We start from the raw sequence: 14,553 nt of genomic DNA, 5'->3' as shown, positions 1-14,553 counted from the left end.
GTAAACTCTGAAATGTGAGGCTGGATTAGAGGAAACCCCTATGGATTCGATAGACCGCAAGATTGTCGCCGCGCTTCAGCGCAACGGCCGGCTGAAGATATCAGAATTGTCGGAGATGGTTGGCCTGTCGCCCACCCCCTGCGCGCGCCGGGTCGGCAACCTGGAGGAAAGCGGCGTGATCAGCGGCTATTCGGCGCGGGTGGATCAGGCCAAGCTGGGTCTGCCTGTGACGATTTTTGTGGCGGTGGAGCTAGAACGGCAATCCACCGACGCGCTGCAGGCCTTTGAGAAGGCGGTGCGCAAGTTCGATCAGGTGATGGAGTGCTACCTGATGACCGGCACCCGCGATATCCTGCTGCGGGTGGTGGCGGAGGATCTGCCGGATTTCGACCGCTTTCTGGAGGACCGGCTGATGCGGGTGCCCGGCATCCGCAACACCCGGTCCAGCTTTACCCTCAGGACAATGATACAACGCGACGCGCTGCCGTCCTGCTGACCGGTTCACGGCTGCGGGGCAGGTGTGTTAGGGTGAAGGCACAAAACAGGCCCGTCTGCCCGTCCGCTGTGCTCCTCAGGGCCGCAGGAAAGAGGCAAAGCGGGCGGATAAAGACAGGCAAACGGGGCATCAGATGGCACGAGCAACCAGAAAAACCAGCACATCCACGCACAAAAGCGGCACGCGCAAACCAGCGGCACGCAAGACGGGCACGCTGACGGCAAGAGCCGCAAAGGTCTCCGGCGCGGAACCGGCGGCTGCTGAACCGCAGTCCCGCACGGCACCGGAGCCGAAAGCAGTTTCTGCAGCAGAGGCGCAGGCTGCGCCGCCAACGGTGGTTGTTGCGGCCGCCGCACCGGTGGTGTCTGCTCCTGAGCTGGCAAAAAAGGAACTGATTGAAAAGGCGGTCGAACGGTCCGGCGTCAAGAAGAAGGACGCCAAGCCTGTGGTTGAGGCGGTTCTGGCGCTGCTGGGGGAGGCGGTGGCCGAGGGGCGCGAGCTGAACCTGAAGCCCTTTGGCAAACTGCGCATCAACCGCAGCCAGGAACGCAGCAATGGCACCGTGTTTGTCTGCAAACTGCGCCAGCCCTTGGCGGCCTCAGAACCGCAAACCGCCACGCCTGAAGAAAATGCCGGGGGAGGTGAAAATTCTTCCAATGACCCTCTTGCGGAGCCTGCGGCGGAAGGCTAAAAGCCGCCTCACGGGTGATTAGCTCAGTGGTAGAGCGCTTCGTTCACATCGAAGATGTCAGGAGTTCAAATCTCTTATCACCCACCATCATTTTGAAAGGCGCTCCCTGAAATGGTTGAGCGCCTTTTGCTTTTCCGGGGTTTCACTGGCGGCTTTGCGGCGTTACCACTTTGCCTGAAAAACCGGGCAGGGGGCATATCATGCAGTTTCCGAAAATCTGGCTGCTGCGGCACGGGCAGACCGAATGGAATGCAGAGCGCCGTATCCAGGGGCAGCTGGAATCACCGCTGACAGCCCTGGGGGTGGAGCACGCCCGCCGCCAAGCCGTGCTGATGGCGCCGGTTATGGCGCAGAATCCGGCCTGTTATGCCTCTCCGCTGGGACGGGCGCAGCAAACCGCGGATATTGCCCTCGGCGGCGCGCCTTTTGTAACCGACCCGCGGCTGGCCGAGGCATATGCCGGGGCGTTTCAGGGCATGACGCTGGAGGAAGTGGCGGCAGAATATCCGGGTATCCATGGCGCCAATCCGCGCAATCTGGATCTGTTCTGCGAAGCGCCGGGCGGTGAGGGATACGGCAGTTTCCATGCTCGCATCCTTGATTTCATGCAGTCGCTGACCGGCCCGTCGGTGGTGGTGGCGCATGGGCTCTTGGGGCAGGTGATGCGCGGTATTGTTTGCGGCCTGACGCGCGACCGGATGGCGGCGCTGCCGAACGGGCAGGGCTGCGTCTATGTGCTGGAAAACGGGACGGAAACGGTCCTGGAGTAGGGCGGCCGGTTGGGCGGCGGCCCTTGCCGGGTCAGAGACCCGGCAGCTTGTTCACCAGGCCGCGGCGGCCGAAGGTGGTGCCGCGGTTGCCGCCGAAATCCCATCTGAAGCCGATGCCGACAAAGGCCTCGTTGCCGGACAGGTTCTGCGCTTCGGCATTCAATGAGCCAAGTTCGCCGTAGAACTTGGCACCTTTGCCGACGTCATACTGCGCGCTGGCGGCGATCCTGGTGAGTTCGATATTGCCCAGATCCAGGTGGTCGAGGCCTGCGCTGACGGTGAACTGGCTGTTCACATCCCTGCGGAAGGCAACACCGGCGATGGTGCCGGAAATCGCGCCGTCGTCGCCTTCACCCAGGTAGAACTCGGCATCGGCAAACCCGAATTCATGCCCGGCCTCGATGCCGTAGAAGTCATACTCATCCCGGCCGGTTTCCTCGATACCGTAGAACAGGCCCAGCGAGGTGGTGCTGCTGACATGGGCGATGCCGTGCAGGGTGGCATTTGCGCCTTCCAGGTCCGTCAGGTTGAAATCGGCGTAAAACAAGTCGAGCTGGGTGGAGAAGCTGCGGGAGAAGCCCAGTTCCACGGCGCCGCCAACGGCGGTGCGGGCATAATCGGTGTCATCGGCAAAGGCCGAGGTGGACAGGTCAAAGCTGCCGCCGGTGATTTCCGCGGCTTGCAGGCTGCCGGCCAGGGCTGCGGCTGCGCAGGCTGCGCTGAAAAGGCGTTTCATGGATACTGCTCCGGTCGTGTAATCGCTTCCGGCCTCTGCTTTTTCCGGGCCGGTTGCGCAGATTGCTATCCCTTCGCGCCGCCGCTTGGCAAATGGCTGGAACCTGCTGCCCTCTGGCTGCGGTGAAGTGTTGCCCCGCTGCCCTGCATCGTCCGGGACAGATGGCGCCGGAAAGTGAAAAAACTTCTGCCCGCCCCCTTGCGCAGTCCGGCGCCATTGTCTAAATCCCCGCTCAACGGGTCGTTAGCTCAGTTGGTAGAGCGCTTCGTTTACACCGAAGATGTCGGGAGTTCGAGCCTCTCACGACCCACCATTCTCCTCCTAAGAAGAAAAAGAAATCTCCCGCGCAAGTGTTTGCTGCGGTTGAGTTTTTCATGATGTTTCAGTGTGGTATCCGGGGGTTGCCATTTTTTTCCGGGAAAGTTCTGAAAAAGGCAAAACACCGCTTGACGGGTCACCGGGCGGAGAATATTACAGCCCAACATTCGGCAGCGATGCTCGAATGTGCAGCGGGCGGTTGTAGCTCAGTTGGTTAGAGTACCGGCCTGTCACGCCGGGGGTCGCGGGTTCGAGCCCCGTCAACCGCGCCACTGCTGCGCCCCGTCCCGGGGCCGAACAGGGACCGCCCCGGAGGGGACTGGATCGGAGACGATCCGCCGCAAGGCGAAAATGCGGTTGTAGCTCAGTTGGTTAGAGTACCGGCCTGTCACGCCGGGGGTCGCGGGTTCGAGCCCCGTCAACCGCGCCACTTTCGCCCGCCGCCCTGGCGTATCAGGGTCCGCCCCGGAGGGGACCATAGCCGAAAGGCCCATGCGCGGTTGTAGCTCAGTTGGTTAGAGTACCGGCCTGTCACGCCGGGGGTCGCGGGTTCGAGCCCCGTCAACCGCGCCACTTTCTTCCTCAGTTTTAAGGAATTAGAGACGCGTCCAGCGTGTGTCATCCGTGTTCCGGTGGGCTTCCCGGGGCCGCTGTGACTTCGGGGGTGTCCTGGCTGAAGCTGTTGCGCCAGCCTTCTGCGCTTTTTTCCCACAGGGACGAAATCAGCATCGATTTCCATGCCGTGGTGCCGGCAGGGAGATAGGCCGCTCGGTAGCTGAGCAGCACGGCATCCGGGCTGATGACGCGCAGCTGCGCATCGCTGAGGCGGTAGCCCGCCATCACCGGTCCGTTTTGCAGCTGATCGCAGTGGCCTGATTTGTCCGAGAAGCCACTGGGGTAGACGCCCAGGAAGTCCTCGGTCAGCATCTGCCCATCGGCCTCGGGGTCACCGGCAACCAGCGCCTCCCAGACCTTGGTTTCCAAGGCGACGAACTCGGCCAGCCGCGGGCCGCCGGTCAGAATCGTTTGTGTCATGAAACCAGCCTGACCGCCGGAAGCGGGGCGGGCAAGCGGTATGGCGGCGGAGCGGTCAGATAGCAGGCGGGTTCGGTGCCGCCTCTGTGTCGTGGCGCCAGCCGGTCAGCTCCGCATCGACCCATTTCTTGAGCCGGTCAAGATCGGGCTTGGGATTGGATTCCAGATAGCGCAGCAGCACCCTTGTACCGTGCTGATAACCGGCACGGTAGCTTTCCTCCGGGTCGGTCTGGTTGCCCTCGAACCCCGGCGGGCGGTTGAACCTACTTTGTGTCATCTCTGCCTCCGTGTGCAATTCGATCAGGTGTTTCCGCAAGGTTAGGGCAAGAGCGATAAGCAAGTCTTAACCTGGTGCGTAAAACGAACATCAAAGCCGCTGGCAGTGGCGGATTTTCTAACGGGTCAAGGCGGTGGCAGCGGGCTGAGAAAGCTGAGCAGCGCAGCGGCGGTCTCAGCCGGGGCGCTGTCGATGAAGAAGTGCCCGCCGGGTACACCGCGGGCCACCATGTTCTGCAGCCGGGGCGCCCAAGTGGCGGCGACGTCGTAGGCCTGCGCCATGGCGCCGTCGGCGCCGTAAAGCACCAGCGCCGGACATTGAACCTGGCGGTCCAGATCGCGGGCATCGTCATGGAAATCCAACTCGATTGCGGCGCGGTAGTCGTTGCACATGGCATGGACGCAGGCCGGATCTGCCCAGGCACGGCGGTAGGCGGCTAATGCATCAGGCGGGAAGTCCGTTAGTGATGCACCGCCCCAGCCTAAAAGACAGCTTTCGAAATAGGCCTGCGGGTCGGCGCCGATCATCCGTTCCGGCAGCGGCGTGGGCTGGGCCAGGAAGAACCAGTGGTAATAGGTGCGGGCGACCTGCTGAGTCAGCTGATCCAGCAGCAGGTGTGTCGGGGTAATGTCCATCACGGTGAGGCTTGCGACGGCTTCGGGGGCGTCCAGCGCCAGCCGGTGGGCAGTTCGGCCGCCGCGGTCGTGGCCCGCCAGGTGAAAGCGCGGATATCCCAGCGCCTGCATCAGCGCCAGCTGGTCAGCGGCCATGTTGCGGAAGCTCATCGCTTCCACGCCTTCGGGTTTGGAGCTGGCGCCATAGCCGCGCAGGTCGGCGGTCACCACGGTGTAATGGCGGGCAAGGCCGGGGATGGTATGTTCCCACATTTCTTTGGTTTGCGGGAAGCCGTGCAGCAGCAGAAGCGGCGGTCCATTGCCGCGTCTTGTATAGGCGATCTGCTGGCCGTTCACCTGACTTGTGCCGGTCTCGATGGCGGCTGGCATGGCTCTCTCCCTTGGCTGACGGGCGCACGCGCATTGGAGCCAGAGCAGCGTTCCAGATCAAGCCTGCCGCTGCGTTCGGGAGAAAGGGGAGGGCTCCCGCGCCTTGGCGCGGCATCGAAGAAGCGCTCGTCAGAGCACCGGTGACGGGCGGGAGAATGCCCCTCCTTGCGGGGCCGGTGGCGGGGCGGACGATTTGCCCGCCCTGCGGCTGCTTATTTCTGCGTCAGCGCGTCCAGGATGCGGGCCCAGGAGCGGATGCCCTTGTGGAAGCTTTTCAGGTCATACTTCTCGTTGGGCGAGTGGATGGCGTCGTCGTCATTGGCGAAACCGGCCAGCATCGATTCCATGCCCAGGATCGACTTGAAGAAACCCGCGATCGGGATCGAGCCGCCCATGCCGCAGAACACCGCTTCGCGCTGCCATTCGTCCGACAGGGCGGCGCGGGCGGCGGTGAATTCGGGACGGGTGATGTCCATGACTGACGCCTTGGAGCCTTCGAGATCGTTGTCCCAGACCACCTTGCAGTCGGGTTTCAGCTGCGCCTCCACATGTTTGCGGATTTTCACCCGCAGTGCGTCCGGGTCCATGTCGCCGACCAGGCGGCAGGTGATCTTGCAATGTGCCTCCGACGGGATCACGGTCTTGGAGCCGGCGCCATTGTAGCCGCCCCAGAGGCCGTTCACCTCAAGCGTCGGGCGGGCCCATTGCTGTTCCAGCACCGAGCGGTCCTTTTCGCCGTGCGCCTGGGTGTAGCCGGCGTTGTCGAGGTAGTCCTTTTCGTCAAAGCCGCAGCCTTCCCACTGGCGCAGCTGGTCCTCGGGCACCTCATGCACACCTTCATAGAAGCCGTCGACGGCGACCTTGCCGGTCTCTTCGTCATAGAAGGAGGCAACGATGCGGCTGAGCTCGCGCAGGGGGTTCAGGCCGGGGCCTCCGTAGTGGCCGGAGTGCAGGTCGATGCGCGGGCCAACGAGAGTGAACTCATCCTTCAGCATGCCGCGCAGCTGGGAGGAGATCGACGGCACCCCGCGCGAAACCATGGAGGTGTCGCAGATCAGTGCGATGTCGGCCTTCAGCTCGTCGGCGTTAGCCTCCATGAAGGGAATGAGCGAAGGGGAGCCGCTTTCCTCTTCACCCTCGAAGAAGAAGGTGATGCGGCAGGGCAGGGAGCCGTTGACGGCCTTCCAGGCGCGGCAGGCCTCGACAAAGGTCATCAGCTGGCCCTTGTCGTCCGACGATCCGCGGCCGCGGATCACGGTGCCGTTCGGGGTTTCCTCCAGCTGCGGCTCAAACGGCGGTGTGTTCCAGAGGTTCAGTGGGTCGACCGGCTGCACATCATAATGGCCGTAGAACAGCACATGCGGCGCGTCCGCGTTCTCCTCGCCCACATGGCCGACCACCATCGGGTGGCCCGGGGTCGCGCGTTTTTCCGCCTTGATGCCGATGGAGTTCAGATCGGCGACCAGCCAGTCGGCAGCCTTGTCGCATTCCGCCTTGTAGGCCGGGTCGGTGGAAATCGACTGGATCCGCAACAGCTCCATCAGCCGTTCGGTTGCGGCGTCCAGCTCTGCGTCGATCCGGTCCAGAACGTCATTCAGTGCCATCTATTGCTCTCCTGTTTGTCCGGGCAGGCCCTGGAATTTGGGCCAATTTGCCGCGGACCCTAGCAGCGCGGCTGGGGAGGGGCCAGAGGCCTCAGCGCTGGATTTTCAGGGCATTTTCTGCTGCTGAGGTTTCCGATCCGGTGCACTATATGGAAAAATGGGAAACAGATACGACGCAAACGGCCAAAGGTTGGCCGCAGCTGTCCTTGCCTGGTTATTGTTTAAGTTCTATTTGACCTGCATCAATGTTGCGCACCCGTGGCGGCGCGTATTCAGTTGATCGAAGGGACTGCCTCAGGTAACCAGTCGCGAACGTGATTGTGGCCTAATCGTCAGAAGACCCGTGCCCTTTACACAGCCCGCGTGCTCCGCAAGAGCACAATTAGCTATGGAGATGCCGGTGGACTATACCGCGAAACTGGACGCAGCGATTGCCAGCCTTCACGAAGAGGGCCGTTACCGGACCTTCATCGACATCGAGCGTAAGAAGGGCCATTTCCCGCACGCGGTGTGGAACCGGCCCGATGGCAGCAAGCAGGACATCACTGTCTGGTGCGGCAACGATTATCTGGGCATGGGGCAGAACCCGGTGGTGCTGGATGCGATGCATGATGCCATCGACGCTACCGGTGCAGGCTCTGGCGGGACCCGCAACATCTCCGGCACCACAGTCTATCACAAGCAGCTGGAGGCGGAGCTGGCCGACCTGCATGGCAAGGAAGCCTCGCTGCTGTTCACCTCCGCATATATCGCGAATGACGCGACGCTGAGCACGCTGCCCAAACTGTTCCCGGGGCTGATCATCTATTCCGACGCGCTGAACCACGCCTCCATGATCGAGGGCGTGCGCCGCAACGGCGGCGCCAAGCGCATCTTCCGCCACAACGATGTGGCCCACCTGCGCGAACTGCTGGAGGCCGACGACCCCAAGGCGCCCAAGCTGATCGCTTTCGAATCGGTCTATTCGATGGACGGCGACTTTGGCCCGATTGCCGAAATCTGCGACCTGGCGGATGAATTCGGCGCATTGACCTATATCGACGAGGTGCATGCGGTTGGCATGTACGGCCCGCGCGGCGGCGGCGTCACAGAGCGCGACCGCCTGGCCCACCGCATCGACATCATCAATGGCACCCTGGCCAAGGCCTATGGTGTGATGGGCGGCTATATCGCCGCCTCGGCCAAGATGTGCGATGCCATCCGCTCCTATGCGCCGGGCTTTATCTTCACCACCTCGCTGGCGCCTTCTGTTGCAGCAGGGGCGGCCGCTTCCGTCGCCTATCTGAAGGGCGCGCAGGACCTGCGAGACAAGCATCAGGATCAGGCCAAGGTGCTGAAATTGAGGCTGAAAGGCCTGGGCCTGCCTATCATCGACCACGGCAGCCACATCGTGCCGGTGATTGTCGGCAACCCGGTCCATACCAAGGTGCTGTCCGATCACCTGCTGGAGGATTACGGCATCTACGTGCAGCCGATCAACTTCCCCACCGTGCCGCGCGGCACCGAGCGTCTGCGATTCACACCGTCGCCGGTGCACGGCCCCAAGGAGATCGACGCGCTGGTTCATGCAATGGACGCATTGTGGTCGCATTGTGCGCTGAATCGTGCCGAACTTGCCGGGTAACCTACTGATCAGTGTAAATTAACGCCGAGTGTGTTACGCTGTTGCTAATCAATGAACGGATCTGAGTCGCAAATGTGATTCTTTCACCGTACAGAAACGATGGCGGCAGGCATATTATGGGACGGCAGGCATGATCGGGCGCTTCACCCAGCGCAAGCAAGATGAGCATGGCGGAACGGCAGAGCCGAAGGGTTTTGACGATTTCGAGCTGAAGCTTGGCGACGTGATGCGCGGCGAGCGGGCGACGATGGGCAAATCGCTGCTCGACGTCCAGCGCGAGTTGCGGATCAAGGCCTCCTATATCGCTGCCATTGAAAACTCCGATCCTTCCGCGTTTGACACACCCGGCTTCATCGCCGGTTATGTGCGGTCCTATGCGCGCTATCTGAACATGGATGCCGAGCAGGCGTTCCAGGATTTCTGCAAGGAAAGCGGCTTTTCCGTAGCCCATGGCATGTCGGCAGAGGCTTCCAGCCGCAGCAAGTCCGGCAAAGCGCCGGCGCCTGCGTCCAAGGGCCTGGGCGGCGATGCCTTTGCCTCGCCGAATACCCCGTTCATTCCCGCGCCCAGCAGCATCCTCAGCCAGATTGAGCTGCGTGCCGTCGGCTCGCTGATGGTGCTGGCCGGCCTGATTGGCGGCATTACATATGGCGGCTGGGCCGTCCTGAAAGAGGTGCAGCAGGTACAGTTTGCACCGGTGGATCAGACCCCGGCAGTGCTGGCGGATCTCGACCCGCTCAGCAGTGCGGTGCTGGAGGTTGCCGAGGGCAGCCAGGACCCCGCGGCTGAGGCGTTGGACCGGCTGTACCGTCCGCAGGCGCTGGATGTGCCGGTGCTGGTGGCGCGTGACGCACCGATTTCCACCATTGACCCGTCGACGCTGGGCAATTTTGCGGCGCCGGATGTGCCCACGATCAGCCTGGCGGAGGCCAGCCTGCCGTTTGACGGTGCCGGGCCGCTGCAGCAGGGTGAGCAGGGACCGCAGGTGCCCCAGGTTCTGGCCGAGGTTACACCGGGTGTCGAAATGGTTGCGGTGCGCCCCTCCTGGGTGCAGGTCACCGCGGCGGACGGCAGCGTGATCCTGGAAACTATAATGGACGCGGGCCAGCGGTTCCAGGTGCCGGTGACCGAGGACGCGCCGAAACTGCGCACCGGTGAAAGCAGCGCGATCTACTTTGCCGTCAATGGCCAGCATTTCGGCCCGGTCGGCGAGCGCGGCCAGGTCACCAAGAATGTCGAGCTGTCGATGGACGCGATCACCGGCCGGTTTGAACTGGCGGATCTGCAGGACGGCAGCAATGAGGCGTTGGCCACTCTGGTTGCGCAACTGCAGGCCGAACAGCCTCCGCAAGAATAACGCCCGCGCAGGAATTCGCAAAAGTCGCCCGGTGCTGCCATTGCAGCGCCGGGCGTCTGCACGTATCTAGACCGCAACAGGATCCAGCCGGGACACCAGCCGCAATGTCGATCAATCACATCCGCCCCTGGCGCCATATCGAGCGCCGCAAGAGCCGCCAGATCCATGTGGGTAACGTGCCCGTCGGCGGCGACGCCCCGATCGCGGTGCAGACCATGACCAATACGCTGACCACCGACGTCGCGGCAACGGTCGCGCAGGTCCAGGCCGCGGCAGAGGCGGGCGCTGATCTGGTGCGGATCTCGGTGCCGGATGAGGCATCGTCAAAGGCGCTGAAGGAAATTGTGCGCGAAAGCCCGGTGCCGATCGTCGCCGACATCCATTTCCACTACAAACGCGGTATCGAGGCCGCCGAGGCCGGGGCTGCCTGCCTGCGCATCAACCCGGGCAATATCGGTGACGAAAAGCGCGTGGCTGAAGTGATCAAGGCGGCGCGCGACCACAATTGCTCGATCCGCATCGGGGTGAATGCCGGGTCTCTGGAAAAGCACTTGCTGGACAAATACGGCGAGCCTTGCCCGGAGGCGATGGTGGAGAGCGGTCTCGACCATATTCGCATCCTGCAGGATCATGACTTCCATGAGTTCAAGATCTCGGTGAAAGCCTCCGACGTCTTCATGACGGCCGCCGCCTACCAGCAGCTGGCGGAAGCCACCGACGCGCCCATTCATCTTGGCGTGACTGAGGCCGGCGGTTTTGTTTCCGGCACCATCAAATCGGCGATCGGCCTGGGCCAGCTTCTTTGGATGGGCATCGGCGACACCCTGCGCGTCAGCCTCTCTGCCGATCCGGTGGAGGAGGTGAAGGTAGGTTTCGAGATCCTCAAGTCTCTCGGCCTGCGCCATCGCGGCGTCAACATCATCTCTTGCCCCAGCTGCGCGCGGCAGGGGTTTGACGTGATCAAGACGGTGGAAACACTGGAGGAACGGCTGGCCCATATCCACACGCCGATGAGCCTGTCGATCATCGGCTGCGTGGTGAACGGCCCCGGCGAGGCGCTGATGACCGATGTCGGTTTCACCGGCGGCGGCGCGGGCTCCGGCATGGTCTACCTGGCGGGCAAGGCCAGCCACAAGATGTCCAACGAACAGATGGTCGACCACATCGTCGAAGAGGTCGAGAAAAAGGCCGCTCAGATCGAGGCGGCCCAAGAGGCGGCGGAGTAGGGCGTTTCAAACGCCAGCTATGCTTCTTCTTTGCAATAATACTCCGGGGTCCGGGGCAGAGCCCCGGCCCAGCCGGTTCAACTTAACCTGTCAGCTCTGCTGCTCGCGGATTTCCGCCACCATCAGCTCCATCTGATCGGCGGGCAGGTAGCCGCGCAGAAGCTCGGTGCCCAGCACAAAGGTCGGGGTGCCGGAGATTGCCATCTTCTGTGCCAGCGCACGGGTCTGGCGCAGCTCTGCGGTCACCTCTTCGCTGTCCATCTTGGCAAAAATTGCCTCAGCATCCAGCGACAGGCCGTCTGCCAGGCGGCGCAGGGCGACCTCGTTCGGCTCACCTCCGAATTCGATCAGCGCGTCATGCACATCCTTGTAGGCATCATCGCCTGCCACCTGTTTGGTTGCGACGGCAAAGCGTGCGGACAGAACGGAAGCGTCGCCCAGGATCGGCAGTTCCTTGATCACCAGGCGGATATTACCATCGCTTTTCAGCAACTTGGCCACTTCCGGTGCGGCCTTGCGGCAGTAGCCGCAGCGGTAGTCCATGAATTCGACCAGGGTAATGTCGCCGTCAGGGTTGCCGCCAACCCAAGAGTAGCCGTCGTTTTGCAGCTCCGCCAGATTGTCGGCAACCAGCGTGTCATCGCGGGCGGCTTCGGCCTGCTGCTGGCGCTGTTCCAGAAGGTCGACGGCCTCCAGGATCAGTTCCGGGTTTGCCAGGATGTATTCGCGCACTTCCTTGCCGAAGGCCTCGCGTTCCGCCTCCGACATTGAGCTGATGTCAAAGGCCTGCGCCGGCGCGCCCAGGAGGGCCAGGGCAGTAGCCGCGGCTGTGGCGGTGCGGGTGAAAAGGGTCATTTGCGTCTCTTTCTCTTCTGAGCTTGTTCATAGGCCACCAGCACATCCTGCGCCCGCCGGGCGGCGGGGGATCCGGCTGGCAGCAGGGCGGTGGCCCGTTTGGCGTGAATGCCGGCGTCATTCAGACGCCCTTGCAAGGCATAGCGTTCGGCAGTGACCAGGGCGGCCATGCCGTTTTGTCCGGTTTTGGCATAGGCCAGCGACATGTCGCGCAGCAGCACTGTATTGCGGAAGTCGATGGCGCGGGCGCGTTCCATGGATTTCAGTGCCGCTTTGGGCTGGCCCGCGGCCAGCTGTGCGCGGCCGTAGCCGGTCAGGATCAGCGGGTCCTTGGGGGCAAGGCTGACGGCCTTGCCATAGGCGGCTAGTGCCGCGGACCACTGGCGGTTCTCGATCAGAATCTGGCCCTTGAGTTCGTAATAGAATGGATCGGAAGGCCGTGCAGCCAGCGCGCCGTTTACCGCCTTCAGCGACTTTTTCAGGTTTCTCTGCCGGTGATAGGCGGCGGCCTCGCGCATCAGGCGGACGTCCTTGTACTGCTCCTCGCGCACTCGGCGCAGGGTCCATTTCGGCGCGCGGGTAAAGGCCGACAGCTTGCCGCGGACCCGGGCGAACCAGTATTGCGCGTCCGGGCTGGTCTGGCCCTTGTCGCCATAGGCGGCCAGATAGGCCTGCGCGGCCCGCATACGGTCGCGGCTGAGGGGGTGGGAGCGGGTGTAGGGATCCTGGGTACCTGCACTCAGCACTTCCTGGCCTGCAAAGGCGCGGTGCAGATCGACCAGTCCCTGCGGGCTGATGCCTGCCCGGTTCAGGTAGTCAGCGGCGGAACGGTCGGCGCTGCTTTCCTCTGCCCGTGTGTGGGCCAGGAAGCTGCGGAAGGCCGAGCTTTGGGTGCCGATGGCAATGCCCGCCGCCGCATCTCCGCCGCCGGCCGCTGCCGCAAGTGCGGCCAGTGCCAAGCCAAGCCCTGCCGCGCTATTGGCAGAGCGCAGGTTCTGCATCCGCCGTGACAGGTGGCCGTTGGTGATATGGGCCGCCTCATGGGCTAGCACGGCTTGCAGCATTTCCGGTGAGGTGACCTTGAGGATCAGCCCGTAATTCACAAATATCGTTCGAGAATCCAGGACGAATGCGTTGAAGGACGAGTCGTTGACCAGCAAGATGCGAACCCGGTTTGCGTTCAAACCCGCGGCGCGCAGAACCGGGGCCGCGAGCCGGTTCAGCCCGTATTCGATATCCGGATCGCGCAGCAGCGAGATAGACGCCGCCTGCGCCGCCGCTGCAAATTGGACAAGCGTGCAAACCAGAAGAGCCGGGATTGACGCCAGCCGGAAGAAACGGTCAAAACTCATGCGCGCACATTGGGAGATTAGCATGCGAAACTCAACCCGGTCCGAGGTCGATCCCTTCATTGTGATGGATGTGATGGAGGCTGCCCGCAAGGCTGAGGAGGCGGGCCGCCACATCATCCACATGGAGGTGGGCCAGCCGTCGACCGGGGCGCCATCCGGGGCGCTGAAGTCGCTGGGGAATGCGTTGGAGAACAACGCCTTGGGCTACACGGTCGCTCTGGGCCTGCCAGCCCTGCGCAAGCGGATCGCGCAGCTCTATGGGGAGTGGTACAATGTCGATCTGAACCCGGAACGGGTGATCGTGACGCCGGGTTCCTCCGGCGCTTTTCTGCTCAGCTTCACCGCTTTGTTCGACAGCGGCGACCGAGTGGGCATCGGCGCGCCGGGCTATCCCTCCTACCGGCAGATCCTGAAGGCGCTGGGGTTGGTGCCGGTGGACATCCAGACAGCACCGGAAAACCGGCTGCAGCCGGTGGCGGCGGACCTTGCAGGGCAGAAACTGTCCGGCCTGATGGTGGCGTCGCCCGCCAATCCGACCGGCACCATGCTGGACCGTGCGGCGATGGGGGCGCTGATCGATGCGGCCAGGGAAGAAGGCGCCAGCTTTATCTCCGACGAGATCTATCACGGGCTGGAATACGAGGCGAAGGCAGTCACGGCGCTGGAGCTGACCGACGAGTGTTATGTCATCAATTCCTTCTCCAAGTTCTTTTCGATGACCGGTTGGCGGGTCGGCTGGATGGTGGTGCCGGAGGATCATGTGCGCGTGGTCGAACGGATCGCCCAGAACATGTTCATCTGCGCGCCGCACGCCAGCCAGGTGGCGGCGCTGGCCGCACTCGATTGCGAAGACGAGATGCGGGAAAACCTGGCCGTCTACGCCAAGAACCGCCAGTTGATGCTGGACGGGCTGCCGAAGGCCGGTTTCACCAAAATCGCGCCGCCGGACGGGGCGTTTTATGTCTATGCCGATGTGTCGGACCTAACCGATGACAGCCGCAGCTTTGCCGCGGAAATCCTTGAAAAGGCGGGTGTTGCTGTGACCCCGGGTCTGGATTTCGATCCCGTCCGCGGCGCCACCACGCTGCGGTTCTCCTATGCGCGCTCCACCGCGGATATCGAGGAAGGCCTGGCAAGGCTGGCGCTGTTCATGGCGTCGCGGGATTAACCCGCGGATAGACGCAGAAGGCGGATTTCCAATGACGCGC

Annotated in this window: 14 protein-coding genes and 5 tRNA genes; 12 read left to right on the top strand and 7 right to left on the bottom strand. The window is 63.0% G+C overall.

Features of this window, described 5'->3' with window-relative positions:
• Window positions 1-40 precede the first annotated feature (40 nt).
• From RA24_RS04895 to RA24_RS04880, 4 genes are all read left to right on the top strand, one after another.
• Window positions 41-496: an Lrp/AsnC family transcriptional regulator gene (locus tag RA24_RS04895; protein WP_019295887.1), complete on the top strand. Its 456-nt coding sequence runs from the start codon at window positions 41-43 to the stop codon at window positions 494-496.
• 334 nt (window positions 497-830) lie between these two features.
• A complete protein-coding gene (locus tag RA24_RS22725; protein WP_039146431.1) occupies window positions 831-1,187 on the top strand; it encodes an HU family DNA-binding protein in 357 nt (118 codons plus the stop codon).
• A gap of 12 nt (window positions 1,188-1,199) precedes the next feature.
• Window positions 1,200-1,274, top strand: a tRNA-Val gene (locus tag RA24_RS04885).
• 113 nt (window positions 1,275-1,387) lie between these two features.
• Complete coding sequence (locus RA24_RS04880) at window positions 1,388-1,957, top strand: histidine phosphatase family protein (protein ID WP_039190252.1); 570 nt, start codon at window positions 1,388-1,390, stop codon at window positions 1,955-1,957.
• A 31-nt stretch (window positions 1,958-1,988) separates the two neighbouring features.
• Here RA24_RS04880 and RA24_RS04875 read toward each other — a convergent pair whose 3' ends face one another.
• The gene (locus tag RA24_RS04875; protein WP_039190250.1) at window positions 1,989-2,693 is read right to left on the bottom strand and encodes a hypothetical protein; all 705 of its coding nucleotides are present in this window, start codon (window positions 2,691-2,693) and stop codon (window positions 1,989-1,991) included.
• A gap of 237 nt (window positions 2,694-2,930) precedes the next feature.
• On the opposite strand from RA24_RS04875, the gene RA24_RS04870 reads away from it, so the two are divergent.
• The 4 genes from RA24_RS04870 (at window position 2,931) to RA24_RS04855 (ending at window position 3,584) form a co-directional block, all read left to right on the top strand.
• Window positions 2,931-3,006 (top strand) — tRNA-Val (locus tag RA24_RS04870).
• Between the two features lie 200 nt (window positions 3,007-3,206).
• Window positions 3,207-3,283, top strand: a tRNA-Asp gene (locus RA24_RS04865).
• Between the two features lie 81 nt (window positions 3,284-3,364).
• A tRNA-Asp gene (locus RA24_RS04860) sits at window positions 3,365-3,441 on the top strand.
• Between the two features lie 66 nt (window positions 3,442-3,507).
• Window positions 3,508-3,584, top strand: a tRNA-Asp gene (locus RA24_RS04855).
• A 45-nt stretch (window positions 3,585-3,629) separates the two neighbouring features.
• Here RA24_RS04855 and RA24_RS04850 read toward each other — a convergent pair.
• From RA24_RS04850 to RA24_RS04835, 4 genes are all read right to left on the bottom strand, one after another.
• Window positions 3,630-4,046: a nuclear transport factor 2 family protein gene (locus RA24_RS04850; protein ID WP_039190248.1), complete on the bottom strand. Its 417-nt coding sequence runs from the start codon at window positions 4,044-4,046 to the stop codon at window positions 3,630-3,632.
• Window positions 4,047-4,101: 55 nt separating this feature from the next.
• A complete protein-coding gene (locus RA24_RS04845; protein WP_019296794.1) occupies window positions 4,102-4,323 on the bottom strand; it encodes a hypothetical protein in 222 nt (73 codons plus the stop codon).
• A 125-nt stretch (window positions 4,324-4,448) separates the two neighbouring features.
• A complete protein-coding gene (locus tag RA24_RS04840) occupies window positions 4,449-5,327 on the bottom strand; it encodes an alpha/beta fold hydrolase (RefSeq protein WP_039190246.1) in 879 nt (292 codons plus the stop codon).
• Between the two features lie 212 nt (window positions 5,328-5,539).
• Entirely contained in the window at window positions 5,540-6,931 is a 1,392-nt protein-coding gene (locus RA24_RS04835; RefSeq protein WP_039190244.1) for a M20/M25/M40 family metallo-hydrolase, read from the bottom strand.
• Between the two features lie 400 nt (window positions 6,932-7,331).
• Here RA24_RS04835 and hemA point away from each other — a divergent pair, with 400 nt between their 5' ends.
• From hemA to ispG, 3 genes are all read left to right on the top strand, one after another.
• Complete coding sequence (hemA, locus tag RA24_RS04830) at window positions 7,332-8,555, top strand: 5-aminolevulinate synthase (protein ID WP_029204868.1); 1,224 nt, start codon at window positions 7,332-7,334, stop codon at window positions 8,553-8,555.
• Between the two features lie 130 nt (window positions 8,556-8,685).
• Window positions 8,686-9,912 carry a helix-turn-helix domain-containing protein gene (locus RA24_RS04825; protein ID WP_039145520.1) on the top strand — a complete coding sequence of 409 codons (1,227 nt, stop codon included), beginning with the start codon at window positions 8,686-8,688 and terminating at the stop codon, window positions 9,910-9,912.
• A gap of 104 nt (window positions 9,913-10,016) precedes the next feature.
• Window positions 10,017-11,138, top strand: coding sequence for a flavodoxin-dependent (E)-4-hydroxy-3-methylbut-2-enyl-diphosphate synthase (gene ispG, locus RA24_RS04820; RefSeq protein ID WP_019296789.1), 1,122 nt, complete (start codon window positions 10,017-10,019; stop codon window positions 11,136-11,138).
• Between the two features lie 90 nt (window positions 11,139-11,228).
• Here the strand turns inward: ispG and RA24_RS04815 are convergent, their stop codons facing one another.
• Complete coding sequence (locus RA24_RS04815) at window positions 11,229-11,993, bottom strand: DsbA family protein (protein WP_039190242.1); 765 nt, start codon at window positions 11,991-11,993, stop codon at window positions 11,229-11,231.
• A complete protein-coding gene (locus RA24_RS04810; protein WP_039170626.1) occupies window positions 11,990-13,369 on the bottom strand; it encodes a M48 family metalloprotease in 1,380 nt (459 codons plus the stop codon). The genes RA24_RS04815 and RA24_RS04810 overlap by 4 nt, the downstream gene beginning before the upstream one ends.
• Between RA24_RS04810 and RA24_RS04805 the strand changes: the two genes are divergently transcribed.
• On the top strand, window positions 13,368-14,513 hold the full coding sequence (locus tag RA24_RS04805; protein ID WP_039190240.1) for a pyridoxal phosphate-dependent aminotransferase: 1,146 nt from the start codon (window positions 13,368-13,370) through the stop codon (window positions 14,511-14,513). The genes RA24_RS04810 and RA24_RS04805 overlap by 2 nt on opposite strands.
• Window positions 14,514-14,553 lie beyond the last annotated feature (40 nt).

The organism is Leisingera sp. ANG-M6 (assembly GCF_000813905.1).
GTDB lineage: Bacteria > Pseudomonadota > Alphaproteobacteria > Rhodobacterales > Rhodobacteraceae > Leisingera.
This window is presented reverse-complemented; position numbering and strand designations above follow the sequence as displayed.